This window comes from Mesorhizobium kowhaii (assembly GCF_003253745.1).
Taxonomy (GTDB): domain Bacteria; phylum Pseudomonadota; class Alphaproteobacteria; order Rhizobiales; family Rhizobiaceae; genus Mesorhizobium; species Mesorhizobium kowhaii.
This window is the reverse complement of sequence record NZ_MZXV01000032.1, coordinates 193,692-217,369: the sequence shown is the minus strand read 5'-3', so window position 1 is coordinate 217,369 and position 23,678 is coordinate 193,692. Positions and strand designations below refer to the sequence as shown.

Annotated in this window: 22 protein-coding genes and 1 other RNA gene; 12 read left to right on the top strand and 11 right to left on the bottom strand. The window is 62.5% G+C overall.

The window, feature by feature from the left end; genetic code table 11:
* Nucleotide 1: 1 nt before the first annotated feature.
* Nucleotides 2-1,009: a ligase-associated DNA damage response exonuclease gene (locus B5V02_RS13875; protein WP_111544732.1), complete on the bottom strand. Its 1,008-nt coding sequence runs from the start codon at nt 1,007-1,009 to the stop codon at nt 2-4.
* Between the two features lie 106 nt (nt 1,010-1,115).
* On the opposite strand from B5V02_RS13875, the gene B5V02_RS13870 reads away from it, so the two are divergent.
* Together B5V02_RS13870 and B5V02_RS13865 are read left to right on the top strand one after the other, a co-directional pair.
* Nucleotides 1,116-2,030 carry a class I SAM-dependent DNA methyltransferase gene (locus B5V02_RS13870; protein WP_111544731.1) on the top strand — a complete coding sequence of 305 codons (915 nt, stop codon included), beginning with the start codon at nt 1,116-1,118 and terminating at the stop codon, nt 2,028-2,030.
* A 123-nt stretch (nt 2,031-2,153) separates the two neighbouring features.
* Complete coding sequence (locus tag B5V02_RS13865; RefSeq protein WP_111544730.1) at nt 2,154-2,516, top strand: hypothetical protein; 363 nt, start codon at nt 2,154-2,156, stop codon at nt 2,514-2,516.
* 44 nt (nt 2,517-2,560) lie between these two features.
* On the opposite strand, the gene B5V02_RS13860 is transcribed toward B5V02_RS13865, so the two are convergent.
* From B5V02_RS13860 to B5V02_RS13830, 7 genes are all read right to left on the bottom strand, one after another.
* On the bottom strand, nt 2,561-3,502 hold the full coding sequence (locus tag B5V02_RS13860; protein WP_111544729.1) for a 2-hydroxyacid dehydrogenase: 942 nt from the start codon (nt 3,500-3,502) through the stop codon (nt 2,561-2,563).
* 29 nt (nt 3,503-3,531) lie between these two features.
* Entirely contained in the window at nt 3,532-5,163 is a 1,632-nt protein-coding gene (locus B5V02_RS13855) for an ABC transporter ATP-binding protein (protein WP_111544728.1), read from the bottom strand.
* A complete protein-coding gene (locus tag B5V02_RS13850) occupies nt 5,160-6,305 on the bottom strand; it encodes an ABC transporter permease (RefSeq protein ID WP_111544727.1) in 1,146 nt (381 codons plus the stop codon). Before B5V02_RS13850 ends, B5V02_RS13855 begins: the two co-directional genes overlap by 4 nt.
* Nucleotides 6,305-7,402, bottom strand: a complete 1,098-nt coding sequence (locus B5V02_RS13845; protein ID WP_111544726.1) for a microcin C ABC transporter permease YejB — start codon at nt 7,400-7,402, stop codon at nt 6,305-6,307. The genes B5V02_RS13850 and B5V02_RS13845 overlap by 1 nt, the downstream gene beginning before the upstream one ends.
* A 30-nt stretch (nt 7,403-7,432) precedes the next feature.
* Entirely contained in the window at nt 7,433-9,301 is a 1,869-nt protein-coding gene (locus B5V02_RS13840; RefSeq protein ID WP_111544725.1) for an extracellular solute-binding protein, read from the bottom strand.
* Nucleotides 9,301-11,178: an extracellular solute-binding protein gene (locus B5V02_RS13835; protein WP_111544724.1), complete on the bottom strand. Its 1,878-nt coding sequence runs from the start codon at nt 11,176-11,178 to the stop codon at nt 9,301-9,303. Before B5V02_RS13835 ends, B5V02_RS13840 begins: the two co-directional genes overlap by 1 nt.
* Nucleotides 11,179-11,349: 171 nt before the next feature.
* Nucleotides 11,350-12,051, bottom strand: a complete 702-nt coding sequence (locus B5V02_RS13830) for a c-type cytochrome (RefSeq protein WP_111544723.1) — start codon at nt 12,049-12,051, stop codon at nt 11,350-11,352.
* Between the two features lie 193 nt (nt 12,052-12,244).
* Here B5V02_RS13830 and B5V02_RS13825 point away from each other — a divergent pair, with 193 nt between their 5' ends.
* Nucleotides 12,245-12,973, top strand: a complete 729-nt coding sequence (locus tag B5V02_RS13825; RefSeq protein WP_111544722.1) for a 3-deoxy-manno-octulosonate cytidylyltransferase — start codon at nt 12,245-12,247, stop codon at nt 12,971-12,973.
* A 42-nt stretch (nt 12,974-13,015) separates the two neighbouring features.
* The gene (locus tag B5V02_RS13820) at nt 13,016-13,879 is read left to right on the top strand and encodes a prephenate dehydratase (RefSeq protein WP_111544721.1); all 864 of its coding nucleotides are present in this window, start codon (nt 13,016-13,018) and stop codon (nt 13,877-13,879) included.
* A 139-nt stretch (nt 13,880-14,018) separates the two neighbouring features.
* Here B5V02_RS13820 and B5V02_RS13815 read toward each other — a convergent pair whose 3' ends face one another.
* From B5V02_RS13815 to B5V02_RS13805, 3 genes are read right to left on the bottom strand one after another with little or no spacing between them, the layout of a single operon-like run.
* Complete coding sequence (locus tag B5V02_RS13815) at nt 14,019-14,324, bottom strand: Dabb family protein (protein ID WP_111544720.1); 306 nt, start codon at nt 14,322-14,324, stop codon at nt 14,019-14,021.
* A gap of 37 nt (nt 14,325-14,361) precedes the next feature.
* Nucleotides 14,362-15,306, bottom strand: a complete 945-nt coding sequence (nudC, locus tag B5V02_RS13810) for an NAD(+) diphosphatase (protein WP_111544719.1) — start codon at nt 15,304-15,306, stop codon at nt 14,362-14,364.
* Nucleotides 15,307-15,343: 37 nt separating this feature from the next.
* Nucleotides 15,344-15,763: an HIT family protein gene (locus B5V02_RS13805; RefSeq protein WP_111544718.1), complete on the bottom strand. Its 420-nt coding sequence runs from the start codon at nt 15,761-15,763 to the stop codon at nt 15,344-15,346.
* 154 nt (nt 15,764-15,917) lie between these two features.
* Here B5V02_RS13805 and ffs point away from each other — a divergent pair.
* The 8 genes from ffs (at nt 15,918) to B5V02_RS13765 (ending at nt 23,663) form a co-directional block, all read left to right on the top strand.
* Nucleotides 15,918-16,014, top strand: an RNA gene (gene ffs / locus B5V02_RS13800) — signal recognition particle sRNA small type.
* Between the two features lie 105 nt (nt 16,015-16,119).
* Nucleotides 16,120-17,922: a DNA polymerase III subunit gamma/tau gene (locus tag B5V02_RS13795; protein ID WP_111544717.1), complete on the top strand. Its 1,803-nt coding sequence runs from the start codon at nt 16,120-16,122 to the stop codon at nt 17,920-17,922.
* Nucleotides 17,923-17,952: 30 nt separating this feature from the next.
* Nucleotides 17,953-18,276 (top strand): YbaB/EbfC family nucleoid-associated protein, encoded by a 324-nt coding sequence (locus tag B5V02_RS13790; RefSeq protein ID WP_111544716.1) that lies wholly within the window; start codon nt 17,953-17,955, stop codon nt 18,274-18,276.
* Nucleotides 18,277-18,296: 20 nt separating this feature from the next.
* Nucleotides 18,297-18,704: a hypothetical protein gene (locus B5V02_RS13785; protein ID WP_111544715.1), complete on the top strand. Its 408-nt coding sequence runs from the start codon at nt 18,297-18,299 to the stop codon at nt 18,702-18,704.
* Between the two features lie 131 nt (nt 18,705-18,835).
* A complete protein-coding gene (locus B5V02_RS13780) occupies nt 18,836-19,780 on the top strand; it encodes a cell wall hydrolase (protein WP_111544714.1) in 945 nt (314 codons plus the stop codon).
* An 89-nt stretch (nt 19,781-19,869) separates the two neighbouring features.
* Complete coding sequence (recR, locus tag B5V02_RS13775) at nt 19,870-20,475, top strand: recombination mediator RecR (protein ID WP_111544713.1); 606 nt, start codon at nt 19,870-19,872, stop codon at nt 20,473-20,475.
* A gap of 30 nt (nt 20,476-20,505) precedes the next feature.
* A complete protein-coding gene (locus B5V02_RS13770; protein ID WP_111544712.1) occupies nt 20,506-21,768 on the top strand; it encodes a lytic murein transglycosylase in 1,263 nt (420 codons plus the stop codon).
* A 251-nt stretch (nt 21,769-22,019) separates the two neighbouring features.
* Nucleotides 22,020-23,663, top strand: a complete 1,644-nt coding sequence (locus B5V02_RS13765) for an ABC transporter substrate-binding protein (protein ID WP_111544711.1) — start codon at nt 22,020-22,022, stop codon at nt 23,661-23,663.
* Nucleotides 23,664-23,678: the final 15 nt, after the last annotated feature.

The window sequence follows — 23,678 nt, the reverse complement described above, 5'->3', positions numbered from 1 at the left end:
ATCAATCGCCCTCGTCCTCATACCCCACCAGATGCAGCGGCCGCGCGGCGATGCCTTCGAGCTCGCACCAGCGCACCAGCGCTTCCTCGCGGCCATGCGTCACCCAGATTTCCTCGGCTCCGGTCTCCTTGATGGTGGCGGTCAGTTCGTCCCAGTCGGCGTGGTCCGAGATGATCAGCGGCAGTTCGACGCCGCCTTGCTTGGCACGCTGGCGGATGCGCATCCAGCCGGAGGCAAAGCACGAGATCGGATCGGGAAAGCGCCGCGCCCAGCGGTCGGCGAAAGCCGAAGGCGGACCGACGACGACGGCGCCCGCGAAATCTTGCTTGCCGCCCTCCACCGTTGCCGGTTCGAGCGTCCCGAGGTCGATGCCCTGGGTCTGATAATATTCGCTGAGCCTCTCCAGCGCGCCATGGATGTAGATCGGCCTGTCGTAGCCGGCGTCGCGCAACAGTCGCATCACCCGCTGCGCCTTGCCGAGCGCATAAGCGCCGACCAGATGCGAGCGTTCGGGAAACTGCGCCGCCGATTTCAGCAGGCGGGCGATCTCTTCCGTGTCGGGTGGATGGCGAAACACCGGCAGGCCGAAAGTCGCCTCGGTGATGAACACATCGCACTGGATAGGCTCGAACGGCGCGCAGGTCGCGTCTTTCTGCCGCTTGTAGTCGCCGGAGGCGACGATGCGCGTGCCCTGGTGCTCGACGGCGATCTGCGCCGAGCCCAGCACATGGCCGGCTGGATGGAAGCTGATGCTGACGCCGTCGAGGACAATCGTCTCGCCAAGCTGTGCTGCTTGCGTTGTGTCGGCAAAATTCTCGCCATAGCGCAAGCCCATGATGTCGAGCGTCTGCTGTGTCGCCAGCACCGAGCGGTGGCCGGAACGCGCATGATCGGAATGGCCATGCGTGATCAGCGCCCGGTTCACCGGCCGCACCGGGTCGATGAAGAAATCGCCTGGCGGGCAATAAAGGCCCTCGGGCCGGGGATGGAGCAGGTCTGAGGCGCGCATGATCCCCAAGATAGGATATAATTCCGGCGCGGGAAGTCTGTTGTAAGTGACTGCTGACTCCCGCATACAGCACCGCCGGCTCCATCCGCCGACAGGACCCATCGCCATGAAACCGCTTCAGGCCTCGTCCGGCGACTTGAACGCCGATCGCCGTGCCGACTATGCCGAGATGCTTCATGCGGACGGCGACCATGCGGCGGCGGCGGAATTGCTGCTCGGTGCGCTGGAATTGACGCCGCATTGGGCGATGGGCTGGTTTCGCCTCGGCGAAATGCAGCAGGCGGCGGGTGCGCCGGACCTGGCCGCACAGGCATGGACGATGTCGCTGCAACTCGATCCGACGGATCGTCAAGGTGCCGCACTGAACCTGCAATTGATCGGCAAGGCGCCAGAACCCGACGCGCTGCCCAGCGCCTTCGTCGAGACGCTGTTCGACCACTATGCCGACAGCTTCGACGAATCACTGGTCGACAGGCTGGGGTACCGGCTGCCCGAGTTGCTCGATCAGGCCATTCGGGCGGCAAGGCCGGGCCGCTTCCCGCTGGCGCTTGATCTCGGCTGCGGCACCGGGCTGATGGGGCAGAGGCTGCGGCGGATTGCCGATCGGCTGGAGGGATATGACATTTCGGCCAGGATGCTGAAGCAGGCGCGGGCCAAAGGCGCCTACGATTTCCTCGGCAAGGCCGATCTGCGGGATTTTTCCTATGCCGGCCCGAAAGCCGATCTGGTGACTGTCGCCGATGTCTTCATCTACGTCGGCGCGCTCGACGGCGTGGTGAAGACGGTTGCGGGCTTGCTTGCCGGGGATGGCCTGTTCGCCTTTTCCGTCGAGAGCCTGGCCGGCAATGGCGATTTTGTGTTGCAGCCATCGCGCCGTTACGCGCATTCGGAACATTATGTGCGTGAAATCCTGGCTGCCAACGGGTTTTCGATCCTGTCGCTGGAAACAACCGTGATCCGGCAGGATCGCCGGGAACCCGTCAACGGGTTGGTCGTTGTGGCAGGCAAGCTACCGGGGTGAGGCTGCAATCTCCTCTGGTCGCGCCTGCAGATAATCTGTGCTGCGAAAAAGTCTGATTTGCATGCGCGACTGATATTTGCGATCTGGTCGCATCAAGGCGGGATATCAGGAGGAGCATAGTCGATGCGCTGGAACATGATTGTCTTGGCATCTTGCCTGGTGACCGCCGGCTGCGCGGGCAGTTCGATGGCCGAGAGGCAGGACGCCGACATCCAGTCCTCCCTGCAGTATGACAGCGTGCCCTGCGGCCAGCTGCTGGCGCAGCGCAACCGGCTGGCACAGCAATATAATTTGTCGACGAAGGCCAAGCCGGCCTTCTCCAATCCGGCGATGGGCTTTGGCCCGTTCATGCCGGATATGCGCTCCAAGTCCAAGCAAGACACCGACAAGGCGACCGGCGAGATGGATGCCATGAACCGGTCGATTGATCGCCGCGACTGCGGCAAGCCAGACGAGCAGAAGAAGAAATTGGCGCTGCCTGGTTAAGTCTGGAGGCGATCAAGGCGCATCGGCTTCAATCCAGAAGCGCTCTAATATCCGGCCTTGCGGTCCACCAGATTGGCGAGCTTTTCGCCGCGCTCGAAAGCGTCCATCTGGCGCAGCATGATCGGCGCCAGGTGGACAGGATCGGAGGTCGCCGCCGCGTGCGGCGTCACGAACACTTTTGGATGTCCCCACAGCGGACTGGTCTTCGGCAGCGGTTCGACTTCGAACACGTCGAGGCTCGCCTCCTTCAGCGTGCCGTCATCCAGTGCCCGCACGATGTCGGCGTCCTTCTGCAGGCGGCCGCGTCCGGCATTGATCAGCACCGAGCCGCCGATACCATTGCGCTTCCTCAACTCCTTCAGCACGCCGTAATTGATGATGCCGTGCGTGTCTGGCGTCAGCGGCAAGAGCACGACCAGAATATCGGTCGCCTTGAGGAAGGGGATCAGTCCGGCCTCGCCGGAGTAGGTCGCCACGCCTTTCATCGGCCGCTCGCTGCGTGACCAGCCATTGACGGCAAAGCCGAGCGACAAAAGCACCGAGGCCGCGGCGCGGCCGAGATTGCCGAGGCCCATAATGCCGACCGAAATGTCAGTGGCCGGCCGCTGCTGCGGCTCGTGCCAGATCTTTTTTGGCTGCTGCGACCGGTAGAGCAGGCCCTGGCGGTGATGGTCGAGCACCCGCCAGACGACATATTCGGTCATGTACTGGGTGAGGTTGTCGGCGACGATCTTGACGATCGGCACATCGGGCAGGCCTGGGTCGGCGAAGATATGGTCGACGCCGGCGCCGATCGAGAAGATGGCGCGCAGATTGGGCAGCGACGCCAGAATGTTCGGCTTCTGCTTCCACACCACCGCATAGGTGATCGACGGGTCGCTGGCGCCGTCCGGTTCCAGCACCACCTCGCGCTCGGCCGACAAAAGGTCGCGCCAGCGCTGCGGATGAAAGCCGGTGACGGCAAGCAGGATGCGGCCTTTTTCCATCGTGGTCTTCTAGTCCCTTTTTACGCAAATCACTCGCTGACGATGCCGACCGGCGCCGTCTCGATCTTGAAGGCGGCCGAGATCAGCGCCCGAGTATAGTCGGTTTGCGGATTTTCAAAAATCTGCTCGGAAGGCCCGGCTTCGACGATCCTGCCGTTGCGCATGACGATGACGTCGTTGGCCAGCGCCCGGATGACCTTGAGGTCGTGGCTGATGAACAGATAGGCAAGGTCGTGCTTGGCCTGCAGGCTGCGCAAAAGGTCGACGACCTGCGCCTGCACGCTCATGTCGAGCGCCGATGTCGGCTCGTCCAGCATGACGAAGCGCGGGTTGAGCACCATGGCCCGCGCTATGGCGACACGCTGGCGCTGGCCGCCGGAAAACTCGTGCGGGTAGCGGTTGCGTGTCGCAGGGTCGAGCCCCACTTCCTTCAGCACGTCGGCGACGCGCGCGTCGCGTTGGTCGGGCGACAGCTTCGGCTCGTGGATCTTCAGGCCTTCCTCGATGATCTCGGCGATCGACATGCGCGGGCTGAGCGAGCCGAACGGGTCCTGGAAGACGATCTGCAATTCGCGCCGCAACGGCCGCATGGCGTTGAAGGAAAGCTGGTTGATATCGCGCCCGTTGAACTGGATGGCCCCGGTCGACGAGATCATGCGCGCCAGCGCCAGGCCGAGCGTCGTCTTGCCGGAGCCGGATTCGCCGACCACGCCCAGCGTCTGGCCGGCGCGCACGGTGACATCGATGCCGTCGACCGCTTTCACATTGTCGACGGTGCGGCGAAAGAAGCCCTGCTTGATCGGAAACCAGACCTTGATGTCCTTGCCGGTCATAACAGGCTTGGCGGTGGCGTTGGCGGCCGGCGGCTTGCCTTTCGGCTCGGCGGCCAGCAGATGGCGCGTATAGGGGTGCTGCGGGTTGGCGAAGATCTCCTTGGTCAGCCCGGTCTCGACGATCTTGCCCTTGGTCATCACGCAGACCCGGTCGGCGATCTTGCGCACGATGCCAAGATCGTGGGTGATGAACAGCATCGACATGCCCTTGCGGCTCTTCAGCTCCGCCAGCAGCTCAAGGATCTGCGCCTGCACGGTGACGTCGAGCGCCGTCGTCGGCTCGTCGGCGATCAGCAGTTCGGGTTCGTTGGCCAGCGCCATGGCGATCATCACGCGCTGGCGCTGGCCGCCTGACAGCTGGTGCGGATAGGCATCGAGGCGCTTTTGCGGGTCGCGGATGCCAACCTCGTTGAGCAAGGCCAGCGTGCGCGCCTTGGCCGGGCGATCAGCCATGCCCTGATGCAGCTTCAGGATCTCGACGATCTGCTGCTCGATCGTGTGCAGCGGATTGAGCGAGGTCATCGGCTCCTGGAAGATCATGGTGATCTTGTTGCCGCGCACCTGCCGCAGCTGCTTCTCGCTCATGGCAAGCAGGTCGGCGCCCTGGAACAGGATCTTTCCCGAGGGGTGGCTGGCGCTGGGATAGGGCAGCAGCTTCAGCACCGACAGCGCCGAGACGGATTTGCCGGAGCCGGATTCGCCGACCAGCGCCACCGTCTCGCCCTTGGCGATATCGAACGAGATGTGGTCGACGGCCAGCGACTGCTGTCCGCCCTGCGCAAAGGCGACGCTGAGGTCTCGTACGCTGAGCAGGGGGGTGCCGCTCATCTGAATGTCTTGCGCGGATCGAAGGCGTCGCGCGTCGCCTCGCCGACGAAGACCAGCAGCGACAGCATCAGCGAGATGACGATGAAGCCGGAAATGCCGAGCCACGGCGCGTTGAGATTGCGCTGCGCCTGCTTCAACAGTTCGCCGAGCGAGGCGGAGCCGGGCGGCAGGCCAAAGCCGAGATAGTCGAGCGAGGTCAGCGTCGAGATCGAGCCGCTGAGCAGGAAGGGCAGGAAGGTCAACGTCGCCACCATGGCGTTGGGCAACAGGTGCCGGAACATGATGGTGCGGTTGGGCACGCCCAGCGCTCGCGCCGCGTTGACATATTCGAAGTTGCGGGCGCGCAGGAACTCGGCCCGCACCACGCCGACCAGCGCCACCCAGGAGAACAACAGCATCAGCCCAAGCAGGATGAAAAAACCCGGCGGCAGGATGGCGGCGACGATGAGCAAGAGATAGAGCACCGGGATCGCCGACCAGATTTCGATGAAGCGTTGGAACAGGAGATCGGTCCAGCCACCGAAATAGCCTTGCACGGCGCCGGCCGCGACGCCGATCAGTGCCGAGCCGGCGGTCAGGATCAAGCCGAACAGCACCGAAATGCGGAAGCCGTAGATGACGCGCGCCAGCACGTCGCGCGCCTGGTCGTCGGTGCCGAGCCAGTTCCAGTTGCCGACGATGCAGGCCGGGTCGGCCGCCCCTTGCGGATACTGGCTGCAGCGCGCCTTGGCGTCATACTGCCAGGACGGCTTGGCCGGTGCTGCCTCCGGAATGGCGTTGTTGACGGTCTGGTAGGAGTAGCGCACCGGCGGCCAGATCATCCAGCCATTGGCGTTGATCTCGTCCTGGATGACCGGGTCGCGATAGTCGGTAACGGCGTAGAAGCCGCCAAACTTTTCCTCGGGGTAGGCGACCAGCACCGGAAACAGGATCTCGCCCTTGTACGAGGCGATGATCGGCTTGTCGTTGGCGATGAACTCGGCAAACAGCGACAGCACGAACAGGACGAGGAAGATCCACAGCGACCAGAAGCCGCGCCGGTTGGCTTTGAAATTCTGCAGGCGGCGCTTGTTGAGCGGCGACAGCCACGGCCGCGCGATCCGCTCCGGTACCGCCTGCGTGGTCGCGGTGGCCTCCGACATCAAACGTCTCTCCGCTCGAAATCGATGCGCGGATCGACCCAGGTGTAGAGCAGGTCGGACAGCAATCCGATGAACAGCCCGAGCAGCGAGAAGATGTAGAGATTGGCGAACACCACCGGATAGTCGCGCTCGACCACCGACCTGAAGCCGAGCAGGCCGAGGCCATCGAGCGAAAAGATGTTCTCGATCAGCAGCGAGCCAGTGAAGAAGGCCGAGATGAAGGCGCCCGGAAAACCGGCGATCACGATCAGCATGGCGTTGCGGAAGACGTGGCCGTAGAGCACCTGCCGTTCTGACAGGCCCTTGGCGCGCGCCGTCACCACATACTGCTTGCGGATCTCCTCCAGGAACGAGTTCTTGGTCAACAGCGTCGTGGTGGCGAAGGCCGACAGCACCAGCGCGGTCAGCGGCAGGGTCATGTGCCAGAAATAGTCGATGATCTTGCCCGACCAGGACAGCTGGTCCCAATTGTCGGAGGTGAGGCCGCGCAGCGGAAACCAGTCCCAGAACGATCCGCCGGCAAACAGCACCATCAGCATGATGCCGAACAGGAAGCCTGGAATGGCATAGCCGACAATGACGACGCCGCTCGTCCAGACGTCGAAGGGCGTGCCGTCCTTGACTGCCTTGCGGATGCCGAGCGGGATCGAGATCAGATAGGACAGAAGCGTGATCCACAGCCCGATCGAGATCGACACCGGCATTTTTTCCAGGATCAGGTCGAGCACCGAAATATCGCGGAAATAGCTGTCGCCGAAATCGAAGCGGGCATAGTTCCACAGCATCATGCCGAACCGCTCGAGCGGCGGCTTGTCGAAGCCGAACTGCTTCTCCAGCTTCTTGATGAATTCCGGATCGAGGCCCTGCGCGCCGCGATATTTCGAGCTGACATCGCCGGCAACATCGAGGTTGCCACCAACCGCGTCGCCACCGCCGCCGCCGCCGAGGCGATCGCTGCCGCCCTGGTTGGTCAGCCTGGCGATGACCTGTTCGACCGGCCCGCCGGGGGCGAACTGGATTACGGCGAAGGATATCGCCATGATGCCGAACAGGGTCGGGATCATCAACAGGATGCGGCGCAGGATATAGGCGCCCATCAGGTCTTTTGCCCTGCTTGAGCGAACATCTCAGCCTTTGCCAATTTTTGCCGCCTTGCCCTTATCGAACCACCACAGCGTCTCGACCGGAAAGCCGAAATCGGGCTTCTGCTCGAGAAAGCCGAACATGTCCCAATAGGCGACGCGGTGATTCGCCAGATAGTATGTTGGAATCCAGTCTAGCCGCGCACGCAAGACCCGGTCGAGCGCTCTGAGCGCGGTGACGAGTTCGCTTCGGCTTTGCGCCTTGCCGGCTGCCACGATCAGCGCGTCGATGGCTTTGCTCTCCGTCCCGGGATAATTGCGCTGCCCAGGCGTTTTCGCCATTCGGGAATCATAGAGCATCTCCAGGCCGTCAACAGTTGGCGTCGCCCCGATCGACCAATGCAGCACGGTAAGATCGAAGTCGAAATCGCTGTGCCGCTGTTCATACTGTGCCGAATCGACTTGCCGGATCGAGGCGTCGATCCCGATCGCCTTCATATTCTCGGACCATGGGGTGAAGATGCGAACGATGCCGTCATCCTCTGCCAGCATTTCGACCTGCAGCCGCTCACCCTTGTCGTTGACGACGAAACTGCCGGCGCGCTTCCAGCCGGCTTGCGCGAGCAATCTCGAAGCCTCGCCCAGCAGCTTGCGGTCATGGCCTGAACCGTCGGACAGAGGCTGCGCCACGGCTTCGCCAAAGACCTCCGGCGGCAACTCGGCCCGGAACGGCTCCAGCAGGGCCAATTCCCCAGATGAGGGCAGGCCTTCGGCCTTATAGTCCGACCGTTCGAAGTTCGATTGCGAGCGCTCGTAAGAGCCGTAAAACAGCGCCCGCTTCATCCATTCGAAATCGAAGCATCTGGCTATCGCCCGCCGCACCCGCTCGTCGCGGAATTGCGGACGACGCTGATTCAGCGCGACACCCTGCATGTCTGGCGTCTTTTCCCCGGGAATTTCCCGTTTGACGACCTTGCTGTCCTTCAGCGCCGGAAAGTCGTAACCGGTCGCCCATACCCGCGCGGTAAATTCCTCGCGAAAATGCGTGTCACCTTTCTTGAAGGCTTCAAACGCGGCCTGCCGATCAAGATAGAAGTCGATACGGATGCGGTCGAAATTGTAAAGGCCGCGGTTCACGGCGAGATCGCGGCCCCAATAGTCGGCGACGCGTTCATATTCAACGGTCTGTCCGGCTGCCACTCGCCCGACTTTGTACGGTCCCGAGCCGAGCGGCGGCGTCATCGTCGAAGCATCGAAATCATTGGCCGTGTAAAAGGCCTTGGACACGATCGACATGGATACGATCGCAAGGATGTTTTGCGCGGACTGTTCGCCGTTGAAGGTGAGATCGAGGGTGACGGGATCGGTCGCGACCGCTTCCGTCATGTAGCGCAACGCCTTGGAAAGGTTCGGATGGCCCTGGTCTTTGTAGAGTTTCAAGGCGAAGGCAACGTCTTCAGCGGTCAGCGGCGAGCCGTCATTGAAACGCGCTTGCGGTCGAAGGCTGAAGCGGAAGCCATTGCGGTCTTGCGATAAGGTAACGGACTCGGCAAGCAGGCCATAGACCGCATCCGGCTCATCGAGTGCGCTTGCCATCAGGGCGTCGAAACAGAGTTCCGTGCGCGGCGGCGAATCTCCTTTCAACACCAGGGAATTCAAGGTGTTGAAAGTCAGGAAGCTCTGATTGAGGGTGGCGTTCGGCGGTGCGAAATTCATCTGGCCGCCCTTGGGAGCGTCCGGATTGACATAGTCGAAATGCGCGAAGTCCGGCTTGTATTTCAGGTCGCCGAAGGCCGACAGGCCGTGCAGTTTTACGCCAGTCGGGATGGTGGCGAAAGCCTTGCCGGGCAGCAAGGCGGCGGCCGCGGCAGCACTGCCCAAAGCAAGGAAATCGCGGCGGGGCAGAACCGCCATCAATTGCTGCCCCTGTATTTGGCGGCCAGCGCTTTTTCCTTGTCGGGGTCGATCCACCAGGAATTCTGGTCGGCGCCGACATAGGCTGGCTGCTTCTCGGGAATGCCGAATTTGTTCCAGTAAGCCAACCAGACCACGGCTCGATAATACTGTGGAACGACGTAGTAGTTCCACAACAGCACCCGGTCGAGCGCATGGGTGGCGGCAACCAGATCATCGCGGTCGGTAGCGAAGATGATGCGGTCGACCAGATCGTCGACGACCGGATTCTTGATGCCGGCGTAATTGCGCGAGCCGGGCCGATCGGCGGCCTTCGAACTCCAAAAATCCCGTTGCTCATTTCCCGGTGATTCAGACTGACCGAGCTGCGATATTATGACGTCGAAATCGAAATTGTTGACGCGATTCACGTACTGGGTCTGGTCGATCAGGCGCAGAGTCGCATCGACGCCGATCTTGCGCAGATTGGCGATATAGGGGCTGGAGATCACCTGGTCGGTGTCGTTCCAGCCAAGGATCTCGAACTTGAACGGCTCGCCGGTCTTGGCATTGACCATCTTGCCGCCCTTGATCACCCAGCCTGCCTTGGCGAAGAGATCGACGGCCTGCTTCAGGTACTTCCGTTCTGCTTGCGGGGAATCGTAAACCGGCAGCTTGAATTCCTGGGTGAACAGTTCGGGCGGCAGCTTGTCGCGATACTTTTCCAGTATCTCCAGTTCCTTGCCTTGCGGCAATCCGCTCGACGCCAGTTCGGTGCCCTGGAAATAGCTTGATGTGCGGGTGTTGAAACCGAAGAACAGGGTTCGGTTCATGGTCTCGAAGTCGAACGGGTAGGTCAGTGCCTCGCGAACAAGGCGATCCTGGAACAGCGGACGCCTCTGGTTGAGCATGAAAGCCTGCATCGGCTCAGGCGAGGTGGTCTTGAATTCCTGCTTGATAACGTCGCCGGTTTTGACTGCCGGAAAATCATAGGCCGTTTTCCAGCGCCTCGAACTGTTTTCCGGCTTCACGTCATCCAATCCGCCCTTGGTAAAGGCGAGCCAGGCAGCATTGTCGTCCAGAATATAGGTGAAGCGCTGCGTGTCGAAATTCTCGCGGCCGATCTTCACCGGCAGCTTGGCCGCCCAGTAATCCGGCACGCGCTGCCAGATGATTTCCGAGCCCGGCTTGAAACTGGCGATCTTGTAGGCGGCCGAACCGAGCGGAATTTCCAGCGTCGGCTTGGTCACGTCGCGCTTCTTGCCGTTCGCATCGGTGCCTTCCCACCAGTGTTTCGGCAGTACGGCAAGGTCGCCGATGATCTTCGGCAGTTCCCGGTTGCCCTTCTGGTTGAAATGGAACTCGACCTCGCGGTCCGAAATCGCCACGGCATCGGTGACGTTCTCGAAATAGCGGCTGTACATCGGGCTGTTGGCCTTCAGCGCCTGGAACGACCAGATGACGTCATCGACAGTAATCGGCTGGCCGTCGTGCCATTTGGCACGCGGGTCGAGCCGGTAGGTCGCCGAGGAATAGTCGGCCGGATATTTGTAGGCGTCGGCGATCAGCGGATGGCTGGTGCTGCCTTCGTCGGTCGCCTGCTCCATCAGTGTGTCGTAGAGCAGGCCGCCGCCGAAGCCGAGCAGGCCGGCGGCCGGCGATCCCTGGACGATATAGGGGTTGAAGCTGTCATAAGTGCCGAGCACCACCGAATTCAGCGTGCCGCCCTTGGGCGCGTTCGGGTTGACGTAGTCGTAGTGCTGAAAATTGTCGCCGTATTTGGACTCGCCGATCAGCGATGAGGTGGTACGCCATTCGTCGGCCTGGGTCGCTTGCAATCCCGCCGCCAGAAGGGCTGCCGCCAGCAACGACGTGAGAAGCGTTCGGCCAACCGTCATGCACTATCCTCTTCGCGCTGCGTGTCCCAGATCAATCCAGCAAGGCAATCTAGATCATTTGGCGGCGGTGAAAACCGCAATGCGCGGCTTTGTCGCTGCATATGCGCCTTTCCTAACAAAAAAGCCGGGCTGAAACCCGGCTTTTTCAAGATCGTCGAGGTGACAATTTGTTTATTGGGCAGGCGCCGGTGCTGGTGCGGCCGGAGCAGCGGGGGCTGGAGCAGCCGGAGCCGCGGGCTTGGCGGGGGCAGCACCCTCAGCCGGCTTTGCCGGGGCGGCTGCTTCGGCAGGCTTTGCGGGTGCGGTCGCATCGGCGGCAGCCCCTGGCGCCGGCAGCGGCTTGGGATTGTCAGACAGCGTGCGCAGATAGGCGATGACGTTGGCGCGGTCCTCGTCCTTGGGCAGGCCGGCAAAGCCCATGGCCGTGCCTTTCACGAATTTCTTCGGCGAGGTGATGAAGTGGTTGATGTTGTCGTAGGTCCACTTCTCGGTGCCGCCCTTGGAGAATTCCTTCATGCCGGCCGAATAGGCAAAGCCTTCATGCTCGCCGACCGGACGGTCGATCAGGTCCCACAGATCGGGGCCGACCTTGTTGGGGCCGCCCTTTTCGCCGGAATGGCAGGCCTGGCATTTCTTGAACACGGCAGCGCCCGCTTCGACATTGGCGGTCGCCAGCAGGTCGGCGATCGGCTTGGCTGCGGCGGCAGGAGCGGCCGGGCCGCCTTCGGCGGGCTCGGTGGCTTCGATGGCGAAGCCGGGTTTTTCCGGGGCCGGCGAGGCAAACAGCGCATCGGACACAAGACCGACCGAGAAGACCACGAAAACGGTTCCCAGCAATCCGGCGAGCAGCTTGTTGACTTCGTTGGAATCCATACGCCCCTTGCTCCCTTTTCCGGCGGACCGAACCGTCCACTCCGTCCGTCGGTATCGTGACCCACCCTGCGAAGGCGGTCAAATCGGGCGGAAACTAGGTCTTTTGCTCGGGCGTTGCAACACCTATAAGGGCGCTTCCAGTGAGACCTTTTGCCACTTTTCCCTTCCCCTTTTGAGACGCCCTGCAACGCGCATGTCCACGCTGATCCTGATCCCGGCCCGCATGGCCTCGACCCGCCTGCCGGGCAAGCCGCTGGCCGACATCGCCGGCGCGCCGATGATCGTCCATGTCGCCCGCCGCGCCGCCGAGGCCGGCCTCGGCCGGGTGGTGGTGGCGACCGACACGCAAAGCGTGGCGGAAGCAGTGCGCGCGCATGGGTTCGAGGCCGTGATGACGCGCATGGACCACGAATCCGGCTCCGATCGCATCCACGAGGCTTTGGTTGCGCTTGATCCCAGGCGCAAGGTCGAAACGATCGTCAATGTGCAAGGCGATTTGCCGACAATCGACCCGGAAATCATCGCCGCGTCGCTCAGGCCGTTCGAGGACAGTGCGGTGGATATCGCCACCCTCGGCGTCGAGATCATCCGCGACGAGGAGAAGACCAATCCCAACGTCGTCAAGATCGTCGGTTCGCCGCTCTCTGGCACCAGGCTGAGGGCGCTCTATTTCACCCGCGCCACCGCCCCATGGGGCGAGGGCGCGCTTTATCACCATATCGGTCTCTATGCCTATCGCCGCGCCGCACTCGAGCGCTTTGTCGCGCTGAAGCCGTCGCCGCTCGAACGGCGCGAACGGCTGGAACAGCTGCGGGCGCTGGAAGCCGGCATGCGCATCGACGCCGAGATCGTTCGCTCGCTGCCGCTTGGCGTTGACACGCCCGAAGACCTCGAACGCGCCAGAACCATCCTTTCACACTGAAGAATCCCTTCGAACAGAGACACTTTGAATCGAGACTTGGGCATGCCTGAAAAGACCAACAGAATATCCTTCCAGGGCGAGCCGGGCGCCAATTCCGACACCGCCAGCCGCAACGTCTATCCCTCGATGGAGCCGTTGCCGTGCCCGACCTTCGAGGATGCGTTCAACGCGGTCGAGACGGGCAAGGCCGATCTCGCCATGATCCCGATCGAGAACACCATCGCCGGGCGTGTTGCCGACATCCATCATTTGTTGCCGGAATCGAGGCTGCACATCGTCGGCGAATATTTCCTGCCGATCCACTTCCAACTGATGGTGCTGCCCGGCGTCAAGCGCGATGAGATCAAGACCGTGCACAGCCACATCCACGCGCTTGGCCAGTGCCGCAAATACATCCGCAAGAACGGCTGGAAGGCGGTGGTCGCCGGCGATACGGCGGGTGCGGCCAAGCTGGTCTCCGAAGTCAAGGACCGCACCATGGCGGCGCTGGCCCCGGCGCTGGCCGCGACGCTCTATGGGCTCAACATCATCGAGGAAAATGTCGAGGACACCGATTCCAACGTCACCCGCTTTGTCGTTCTGACCAAGAACAAGCAATGGGCCGAACGCCCGTCAGCCGACACCAAGATGATGACGACCTTCATCTTCCGCGTCCGCAACGTGCCGGCCGCGCTTTACAAGGCCATGGGCGGCTTCGCCACCAACGGCATCAACATGACCAAGCTGGAGAGCTACCAGCTCGGCGCCTTCACGGCGACGCTGTTTTATGCCGACATCGAGGGCCATCCCGACGATCCGCTGGTCAAGCTGGCACTGGACGAGCTTCGTTTCTTCTCCCGCGAAGTGCGAATCCTGGGTGTCTATCCGGCCAGCGAGTCGCGCGAGCAGTGGAAGGTGGCTGACTAGGTGTGTTGAGATTCAGGTCAGGCCGAGCCGAAAACAGTGGGATCTGAGAACCGGAGCGGAGCGTACTTTTCGTACGTGAGCACCGGAAGCGCAGGAACCCGCCGTTTGCAGGCCGGCATTACCTGAATCTCAACACACCCTAAATCACCGCGCCCAGCGGCACGTAGTCGATCTCCATGAACGCCTCGACTTCCGGCACCCAGCGGTCGCGCACGAAGGCGACGTGGTCGGGATGGTCGTTGTATCTGTTGTAGGCGGCCTGGTCGGCGAACTCCATCGAGAAGCCGAAGCGATAATCGTTCTTGGGGCTGATCTGCCGCAGCTGTTCGAAATGTGTGACACCCCTGATCGCCGACAGGATTTTCTTGGCGTCGACCAGGAACCTCTTTTCCTCCAGCGAATGTGGCGAATGCTTCAGCGTGAACACGACGGTATGACGGATCATTTTCTGCTCCTGCAATGTCTTTCAGTGTTGGCTGCCATCATTCGCTGTCGACCCAGGCGCGGATGAGGTGATGTGCAATGGCGCCTTTCGGTGGCGTGACCAGATTGCCGGGATGTTCCCGGGTCAGCATCAAACGAACCTCGTCACGGGCAAACCAGCGGCAGTCTTCAAGCTCGTTGAGGTCGGCCTGGATGTCGTCGTTGAGCGGCTCGCCGAAGCAGCCGATCATCAGCGAATAGGGAAACGGCCAGGGCTGGCTGGCATGGTAGACGACGCGGCCAAGCCTGATGCCGGCCTCCTCCAGCGTCTCGCGGCGCACCGCGGCTTCGATCGTCTCGCCCGGCTCGATGAAACCGGCAAGGGCCGAATACATACCCGGCCCGAAATGCCGGCCGCGCCCGAGCAGGCATTTCTCCCGCGTCGCCGTCAGCATGATTGCCACCGGGTCGGTGCGCGGAAAATGCTCGGTGCCGCAATTTGGGCAATGCCGCTTGTAGCCGCCGGCCCGCATCTGTGATTCGGCGCCGCATTTGCTGCAGAAACGATGGCTTGCATGCCAAGCGAGCAGGGCAGCACCTTGCGCCATCGCGCCGGCGGCCACCTCATCGATCAGCCCTTGCATGTAGACCGAGCGGTAATCGATCGCCTTGATGGTCTCGGGCAAATGTTCGGCGTCGACGCCGGCCGGCATCGCCAGCACGGGTCCCTGGTCGGAAAAGCCGAGCAGGACGCCGTGCGCGAAGGAAACCTTGAACGGCTCGCTCTCGGCGGCGCCGAACCAGGGGTCGAGACTGCCACCATCGTCGAGCTTCAGATAGAGCCGGCCGCCATTCATCAACAGCAGCCGCGTCGTCGGATCGGCCAGCGCCTTGTCGACGGAATCGTCGGCGCGGTTTTCGGATTGCCGGTCGATGGTGTTGCCGGCAAAGCCGACGAACTGGCTCGGCTCTCGCAGCGGCGCGTCAAACAGGCGGAAGCTCATGCGGTCTCTGATGCTTTGGGATGGACACGGGGAAGGCTTATAGCGCCGCCCTTATCGTTTCGGCAAACCGGCGCAGGTCGGAACGCTGATAGGGCTCACGCAGGCCATGTCCCCACACCGGACCCGGCCAGCCGGGATCGCCCTCCGAACGCGCGATGACATGGATGTGCAATTGGCGCACGATGTTGCCGAGCGCACCGGTGTTGATCTTGGTGCAACCGGTCGCCTTCTTCAGCGCCTGTGCCACCATATTGGTCTCGAAGGTCAGCATTGCCTGGTCGAGCGGCGTCATGTCGTGGATTTCCTCCGCGCCCGGCCGCTGCGGCACCAGCAGCAGCCATGGCCAGCGCCGGTCGTTCATCACCCGCAATTCGCACAGCCCAAGCCACATCAATTGCTCGCTGTCCGCCTCCAGCCGGGCGTCCAGCGTGAATCCGGCCTTCAGGCCCGGCAGCATCGGCGTTTCCCTTGCTTTTCTTGGTTTCCTCAAACTCATGAACGCTAAAGCGGCAGCAACAGGGCTGCAAGCGAATCATTGATCCGCCACGGCTCGTGATGCCGATTCGCCTGCGCACTTGCATTTCATCGCCGAATTGCCGATATGGACGGCGGGAGGTTGGTGGTGGACGATCCACTCGCCAACCGGGTCAGGTCCGGAAGGAAGCAGCCCTAACGAGCCCGGAACGGGTCATTGTTCCAGCCTCCCACCTCATTGGCTCCTCTCGCGACATTGACGACGCATTGCTGCGCGGGCGAGACTATGCGCAGAAATAGGCCGCCTTCGGGCGCGGCCCTTTGGAGCTTTACGGGCGAATGAGCGAAGCCGGAAATTCGGGAACGGAAAAGGCCGCAGCCTATCGCGTGCTGGCCCGCAAGTACCGTCCTTCGAACTTCTCCGAACTGGTCGGCCAGGAGCCGATGGTGCGCACCCTCACCAACGCCTTTGCCACCGGCCGCATTGCCCAGGCCTGGATGCTGACCGGCGTGCGCGGAGTCGGCAAGACCACGACGGCGCGCATACTCGCGCGGGCTTTGAACTATAAAACCCCGACCGTCGATCAGCCGTCGGTCGACCTTACCGTGCTCGGCGAGCATTGCCAGGCGATCATGGAAGGCCGTCACGTCGACGTCATCGAGATGGATGCCGCCTCGCACACCGGCATCGACGACATCAGGGATATCATCGAGCGCGTGCGCTACGCACCGGTCTCGGCCCGCTACAAGGTCTACATCATCGACGAAGTGCACATGCTTTCCACGCAGGCCTTCAACGGCCTGCTGAAGACGCTGGAAGAGCCGCCGCCGCACGTTAAGTTCATCTTCGCCACAACCGAAATCCGCAAGGTTCCGATCACCGTCCTGTCGCGCTGCCAGCGCTTCGACCTCAGGCGCATCGACGCCAGCGCGTTGGTCGCGCATCTTTCCTCGATCTCGGCCAAGGAAGGCATTTCGGTCGACGACGACGCGCTGGCGATGATCGCCCGCGCCGCCGAAGGCTCGGCCCGTGATTCGCTCTCCATCCTCGACCAGGCGATCGCCCATGGCGCGGGCTCCGTCAGCGCCGACGCGGTGCGGGCGATGCTGGGGCTGGCCGACCGCGCCCGCATCGTCGACCTGTTCGAACATGTGATGAAGGGCGATGTGGCCGCCGCTCTTGGGGAATTCCGCGCCCAGTACGACACTGGCGCGGATCCGGCTGCCGTGCTGACCGATCTTGCCGAGTTCAACCATCTCGTCACCCGGCTGCGCTTCGTGCCGTCGGCTGTCGACGACGCTGCGCTGTCGCAGGACGAGCGGCAACGCGGCGCGGATTTCGCCAGGACGCTGTCGGTCAGGGTGCTGTCGCGGACATGGCAGATGCTGCTCAAGGGCATCCCCGAGGTGCAGTCCTCCAACCGGCCGGTGAGCGCCGCCGAGATGGTGCTGATCCGGCTGGCGCACGCCGCCGACCTGCCGACGCTGGACGAGGCGTTGAGATCGCTTGAGGGTGCGGCGCCGGTTCAAAATAGCGCGTCGCGCCCCAACGGCGCGCCCACGGGTTCCGGCAATGGTGGCGGCACCAGCGCGGTTGCACAGACCCGCATGCCATCCGGGCCAGGCGGCGCACAGACCATGCGGCTGGTCGAGGCTACGCCTGCGCCCGCTGCTTTCGTCGCGCCCCCGCAACCGGTGGCGGAGACGCAGCAAGTACCGCTGAAATCGCTCGCCGACATCGTTGCCCTTGCCGACGCCCAGCGTGACATCGCCTTCAAGGTGCTGGTCAAGAGCTGTATCCGTCTTGTGCGCATCGAGCCCGGCCGCATCGACGTCGGTCTGACCGCCGATGCGCCCAAGATGCTGCTCAACGACCTGACGACGAAACTGCGCGCCTGGACCGGCCGCAGCTGGCTGGTCTCGCTGTCGAAGGAAGAGGGTGGCCAGACGCTCGCCGAAATGGAATCGACCAAGCGCGAGACCGCCTTCCTCGATGCCAAGAGCGATCCCACCGTAGCCGCCATTCTGGCGCGTTTCCCCGGCGCCAAGATCATTGACGTGCGCATTCCCGACGTGCCGGAAGCCGATTCGACCGAGGCCGAAGTGCCGGTCGAGCCGCCGGCGGACGACGACGAAACCTGACCACAGCACGAATCCGCAAAGGACCCGACCATGAAAGATCTTCTCGGCTTGATGGGCAAGGCGAAGGAAATGCAGGCCAAATTCCAGGCCATGCAGGATGAGATCGCCACGCTGGAAGCGTCCGGCCAGGCCGGCGGCGGCCTGGTCAACGTGACGCTGACTGGAAAATTCGAGATGAAGTCGCTGAAGATCGATCCGTCCCTGTTCAAGGAAGAGGATGTCGAGATCCTGGAGGACCTGGTGCTGGCCGCGCACAATGACGCCAAGACCAAGGTCGAGCAGATCATGCAGGAAAAGACCAAGGCGCTGACCGCCGGCCTGCCGATCCCGCCAGGAATGAAACTGCCCTTCTAGCATTCGATGGCACTACGCCCATGATCGAAGAGCCCTCCGAAAGACTGATCGAGCAGCGTGTCCGCAGCAGGATCTACGAGATCCTGGAAATTCTGGCCGATTGCGATGCCGGCGTCGATCTTGTCGGCATCAAGGGCTACTTCGACCTGTTCGAGGATTACGTGCATCGCCCGTCGATCGAGGCCGGCACGTCGGCGCTGTCGAAGGACGAGCGCGTGATCGTGCTGGAGATCGCCGAATTTCTGGAGGCGGCCTGCGAGACAAATCCGGACTTCACCAAGGCCGAATTCATCGAAAGCGACTGGCCGGGAAAGATCGCGCCGACGGCCAGGGACGCGCTGGCGCTGTTCCTCAGGCGCGGCCTGTTTTCGGAGAAAGTCGAAGAGGTTGAACCTGGCCAGCCGGCCGCGATGGCGGCCGGGCGATAGCCTGAATAAGCCACGCAACTGTGCCAATTTGGCAACAGCGCCTTACCAATAACGTTTTAGCCATCATTTTGCCTGAAAGTGTCTCATTCTTGCCGCAGCCTGGGGGCGGGCATCGAAATGAGGGTTACCTGTTGATTGTCACGCGATGGAAGACGCCGCTGTTGCTCGGCGCCGTCATTTCACCCTTGTTTTTGGCTGCCTGCAGCCAGACCACTTCGCACGGCATGTCCGTAGCCAGCCTGACCGACGCCATCACGCCGAGTTTCCTGAGCTCCCGGTCTTACAGCCACACGCCGAAGGACAAGGAATGCCTGGAACGGGCGATGTTCTTCGAGTCCAACCGGTCGAGCCGTGACGGGATGATCGCGGTCGGCACGGTGGTGATGAACCGGCTGCGCTCCGGCAATCACGGCAGCACCATCTGCGAGGTGGTGGGCGAGCCTGGGCAGTTCGCGCCCGGCGTCATGACCCGGCCGATGAATTCGCGGGCGATGCCCGATGTCGAAGCGGCCGCCGACGCCGTGCTCAAGGGCGAGCGCAAGGCCAAGCTGAAGAACACGATGTATTTCCACACCGCCGGGCTGCGTTTCCCCTACAAGAACATGCATTACACCATGGTTGCCGGCGGCAACGCCTTCTACGAGAAGCGTGGCCGCAACTGGCAGCCGCTGCCGGACGAGCCGCAGGTCGCCATTGCCTCGGCGGCGCCCGAGAAGCCAGCCGCACCGGTGACGCCAGCCGCACCGGTGACGCTTGTCGCTTCCGCCGAGCCAGTGCGTCCGGCCAAGCCGGCAACCGCTCGGTCCGCGCCTGTCCAACAAACCTATGTGACCGCCGCGGCGGTGCCGACAGCGAAATCCATACGCGCCTCGGCGGAGCCGACGGTGGTGGCGATGCAGGAGCCGATGGAAGAACCGGATGCCGCCCGTTTTGGCGGAACTCTGGCCAAGCCGGTCATCTCCTCGGTTCCGAACGCGCCGCAAGAGGCGGCGATGGGGTTCCAGTCGACGCCTGAGAACACCGATGCCATAGGCGCGATGATCGCCAGCCAAAGCCGGCCGCTCGAAACCAACTGACCTGCATTCCATGGTCCGCCAGGACAATGTGGCGGGTCATGCGGACGCGGGATGTTCCAAAGCGCTCTGAAAAATCCTAGATCAGAGCGATGTCCAAGCGAATCGCCGGTCCCGAGATCGAACGCCTGATCCAGCTCCTGGCCAAGGTGCCGGGGCTGGGTCCCCGTTCGGCAAGGCGCGCCGCACTGCATCTGATCAAGAAGAAGGAGCAGCTGTTGTCGCCGCTCGCGGCCGCCATGGCCGAGGCGGCCGACAAGGTGCGCATCTGCTCGACCTGCGGCAATGTCGATACGGCGGACCCTTGCATGATCTGCACCGATCCGCGCCGTGACGCCAGCACCATCATCGTCGTCGAGGACGTCTCCGACCTGTGGGCGCTGGAGCGGGCGGCGGCGATGAATGTGCGCTATCACGTGCTCGGCGGCGCGCTGTCGCCGCTCGACGGCATCGGTCCCGACCAGCTCAACATCCGCTCGCTGATCGACCGCGTTGCCGGCGGCGAGGTCAGGGAGATCATCCTGGCCGTCAACGCGACGGTCGAGGGCCAGACCACCGCGCATTACCTCACCGATCAGTTGTCCGGCTTCGACATCAAGGTCACACGCCTTGCGCATGGCGTGCCGGTCGGTGGCGAGCTCGACTATCTCGATGAAGGCACGCTGGCCGCCGCACTGCGCTCGCGGACGGCGTTTTGACGCAATTGGCGGAGAAGGATTGCTCCTGAGATGACTGCATTCCTTCGCTCCCCCCTCTATGAACTGGCCATTGCGATTTTCCTCGCAATCCTTATGGCCTTGGGCGCTTCAGCCTCCGCCTCAGCCGCAAAGATCGACGACCAATTCCGCTCCTGGCTGCAAAACGACCTGTGGCCTGAAGCCAAGGCGAAAGGCATTTCCAAGAAAACTTTCGACGCCGCTTTCGACGGCATCAAGCCCAATCTGAAGCTGCCCGACCTGGTGAAGCCGGGCGAGAAGGCGACCACGCCGCAGAAACAGCACCAGGCCGAATTCGGCTCGCCCGGCGCCTATTTCGCCGAGAAGACGATTGGTGCCGTGACGGCCGGCGGCAGGGCGCGCGAGGTGGCCAATGCCAGGACTATTGCCGCCATCGAAAAGCGCTATGGCGTGCCGGGCGAGGTGCTGCTGGCGATCTGGGGCCGTGAGACCGGCTTTGGCGCGGCGAAGATGCCCTACGATGCCTTCGAGGTGCTGGGCACCAAGGCGTTCATGTCGACCAAGAAGGACTTCTTCCGCACGGAGCTTTTGGCCGCGCTGGAAATCGTCGAGCGCGGGCTGGCCCCGGTCGGCGCAATGAAATCATCCTGGGCCGGTGCGCTCGGCCAGCCGCAATTCATGCCGACCTCGTTCCTGAAACATGCCGTCGATTTCGACGGCGACGGTCACGTCGACATCTGGAACTCGACGCCGGACGTCCTGGCGTCGATCGCCAACTATCTCGTCCACTATGGCTGGGTGAGGGGGCGAGGCTGGGGTTTCGAGGTGACCGTCCCGGAGACGGTCTCCTGTTCGCTCGAAGGTCCGGACCAGGGCAAGAAGATTTCGCAATGGGCTGACATGGGCATCAAGCGCGTCAGCGGAAAGCCGTTTCCGGCGAGCGAGCTGAAAGCCGAAGGCTTCCTATTGATGCCCGCCGGGCGCAGCGGGCCGGCCTTCATCGCCACACCCAATTTCTACGTGCTGAAGGAATACAACACCAGCGACCTCTACGCGCTGTTCATTGGCCACGGCGCCGATCGCATCGCTCATGGCGACAGCAATTTTGCCGGCAGTTGGGGTGCGGTCGGCGGGCTCTACCGGTCGGACATCGCCGCTTTGCAGCGGGCGCTGGAGGCCAAGGGCTATGATGTCGGCAGCGCTGACGGGCTGCCCGGCTTCAAGACCCGCCGTTCGATCGGCAAATGGCAGGCCAAGAATGGCCGCGCCGCTACCTGCTTTCCTGATGCCGGGCTGGTCGCAGTGCTGAAGTAGCTCCGACATTAGCAGATTTTTCCCGATTGGCGGCATCAATTAGCCGGCGCATGCATCGACTCGCCCCAGCCCACTCTGGTCCAATACGCAGTCTTCCAAATGCTCGTTGCCGGCTTGAAAGCCGCCGGATATGGTGTTGACCAACTGGACAAAAACCACGACGGTAAGTGGGCAGAGGCCATTGCCGGCCCCGAAAGAATACTGCAATCCTGAGCCGGGAACTCAGGTCAACAAAACAGGGAACAATCACGATGATGATGGAAAAGTTTGCTCTACGCTCGCGCATCTTGCTCGCGGGTGCCGCCATGTCCGCGCTGCTTCTGGCCGGCGCGCCGGCTGGCGCTGTCACGCCCGCCGACACGCTGGTCGAAGGTTTCGCGATCGACGACATCATCTCCATGGATCCGGGCGAGGCGTTCGAACTGTCGACCGCCGAGGTCACCGGCAACACCTATGATCTGCTTGTCCGTCTCGACCTCAGCGACACCTCCAAGGTCAAGGGCGACCTCGCCGAAAGCTGGACCGTCTCCGATGATGGCTTCACCTATACCTTCAAGCTTAAGCCCGGCCTGAAATTTGCTTCGGGCAATCCGATCACGGCGGCCGACGTCGCCTACTCCTTCGAACGCGCCGTCAAGCTGGACAAGAGCCCGGCCTTCATCATCGGCCAGTTCGGCATCAGCGGCGACAACGTCACCGAAAAGGCCAAGGCTGTCGACGACACCACCTTCCAGTTCACCGTCGACAAGGGCTATGCGCCGAGCTTCGTCTTGAACTGTCTGTCGGCAACCGTCGCTTCGGTGGTCGACGCCAAGCTGGTCAAGGAACATGTCGCTGCAGTCACACCCAGCGCCGACTACAAATGGGACAACGACTTCGGCAATGCCTGGCTGAAGACCGGCTATGCCGGCTCCGGCGTCTACAAGCTGCGCGAATGGCGCGCCAACGAAGCCGTCGTCATGGAGCGCAACGACAATTACTACGGCGAAAAGGCTAAGCTGGCCCGCATCATCTATCGCAACATGAAGGAAAGCTCGGCACAGCGCCTGGCGCTTGAAGCCGGCGACATCGACGTGGCCCGCAATCTCGAGCCGAACGACCTCGACGCCATCGCCAAGAATGCCGATTTGACCACCACCAGCGCGCCGAAGGGCACGGTCTACTATATCAGCCTCAACCAGAAGAACCCGAACCTCGCCAAGCCCGAAGTGCGCCAGGCCTTCAAATACCTGGTCGACTATGATGCCTTGGGTTCGACCATCCTCAAGGGCATCGGCGAAATCCACCAGACCTTCCTGCCCAAGGGCGTGCTGGGTGAACTCGACGAGAATCCGTTCAAGCTCGACGTCGCCAAGGCCAAGGAACTGTTGGCCAAGGCCGGTATGCCGGACGGCTTCAGCGTAACCATGGACGTGCGCAGCAAACAGCCGGAGACAGGCATGGCCGAATCGATCCAGCAGACGCTCGGTCAGGCCGGCATCAAACTGGAGATCATCCCCGGCGATGGCAAACAGACGCTGACCAAATACCGCGCCCGCAATCACGACATCTATATCGGCCAGTGGGGCCAGGATTACTTCGATCCGAACTCCAATGCCCAGACCTTCGCCTCGAATCCCGACAATTCGGACGCCGGCAAGTCCCATACGCTTGCCTGGCGCAACTCCTGGGACATTCCGGACTTGACCAAGGAGACGGAAGCGGCTCTGCTCGAGAAGGATGCAGGCAAGCGCGCCGATATGTACAAGGATCTCGAGAAGAAGATCCTCGACACCAGCCCCTTCGTCATCATCCACCAGCAGCTGGAAGTGGCCGGTCTGCGCAAGAACCTCAAGGGCTTTGCGCTCGGCCCGAGCTTCGACAGCAACTTCGTCGGGCCGGTTTCCAAGGAATAACGCCGACGGACGCGC

Coding starts and splice junctions, on each gene's coding strand:
- B5V02_RS13875 (WP_111544732.1), bottom strand. CDS start 1,009: ATGCGCGCCTCAGACCTGCTCCATCCCCGGCCCGAGGGCCTTTATTGC.
- B5V02_RS13870 (WP_111544731.1), top strand. CDS start 1,116: ATGAAACCGCTTCAGGCCTCGTCCGGCGACTTGAACGCCGATCGCCGT.
- B5V02_RS13865 (WP_111544730.1), top strand. CDS start 2,154: ATGCGCTGGAACATGATTGTCTTGGCATCTTGCCTGGTGACCGCCGGC.
- B5V02_RS13860 (WP_111544729.1), bottom strand. CDS start 3,502: ATGGAAAAAGGCCGCATCCTGCTTGCCGTCACCGGCTTTCATCCGCAG.
- B5V02_RS13855 (WP_111544728.1), bottom strand. CDS start 5,163: ATGAGCGGCACCCCCCTGCTCAGCGTACGAGACCTCAGCGTCGCCTTT.
- B5V02_RS13850 (WP_111544727.1), bottom strand. CDS start 6,305: ATGTCGGAGGCCACCGCGACCACGCAGGCGGTACCGGAGCGGATCGCG.
- B5V02_RS13845 (WP_111544726.1), bottom strand. CDS start 7,402: ATGGGCGCCTATATCCTGCGCCGCATCCTGTTGATGATCCCGACCCTG.
- B5V02_RS13840 (WP_111544725.1), bottom strand. CDS start 9,301: ATGGCGGTTCTGCCCCGCCGCGATTTCCTTGCTTTGGGCAGTGCTGCC.
- B5V02_RS13835 (WP_111544724.1), bottom strand. CDS start 11,178: ATGACGGTTGGCCGAACGCTTCTCACGTCGTTGCTGGCGGCAGCCCTT.
- B5V02_RS13830 (WP_111544723.1), bottom strand. CDS start 12,051: ATGGATTCCAACGAAGTCAACAAGCTGCTCGCCGGATTGCTGGGAACC.
- B5V02_RS13825 (WP_111544722.1), top strand. CDS start 12,245: ATGTCCACGCTGATCCTGATCCCGGCCCGCATGGCCTCGACCCGCCTG.
- B5V02_RS13820 (WP_111544721.1), top strand. CDS start 13,016: ATGCCTGAAAAGACCAACAGAATATCCTTCCAGGGCGAGCCGGGCGCC.
- B5V02_RS13815 (WP_111544720.1), bottom strand. CDS start 14,324: ATGATCCGTCATACCGTCGTGTTCACGCTGAAGCATTCGCCACATTCG.
- nudC (WP_111544719.1), bottom strand. CDS start 15,306: ATGAGCTTCCGCCTGTTTGACGCGCCGCTGCGAGAGCCGAGCCAGTTC.
- B5V02_RS13805 (WP_111544718.1), bottom strand. CDS start 15,763: ATGCTGCCGGGCCTGAAGGCCGGATTCACGCTGGACGCCCGGCTGGAG.
- B5V02_RS13795 (WP_111544717.1), top strand. CDS start 16,120: ATGAGCGAAGCCGGAAATTCGGGAACGGAAAAGGCCGCAGCCTATCGC.
- B5V02_RS13790 (WP_111544716.1), top strand. CDS start 17,953: ATGAAAGATCTTCTCGGCTTGATGGGCAAGGCGAAGGAAATGCAGGCC.
- B5V02_RS13785 (WP_111544715.1), top strand. CDS start 18,297: ATGATCGAAGAGCCCTCCGAAAGACTGATCGAGCAGCGTGTCCGCAGC.
- recR (WP_111544713.1), top strand. CDS start 19,870: ATGTCCAAGCGAATCGCCGGTCCCGAGATCGAACGCCTGATCCAGCTC.
- B5V02_RS13770 (WP_111544712.1), top strand. CDS start 20,506: ATGACTGCATTCCTTCGCTCCCCCCTCTATGAACTGGCCATTGCGATT.
- B5V02_RS13765 (WP_111544711.1), top strand. CDS start 22,020: ATGATGATGGAAAAGTTTGCTCTACGCTCGCGCATCTTGCTCGCGGGT.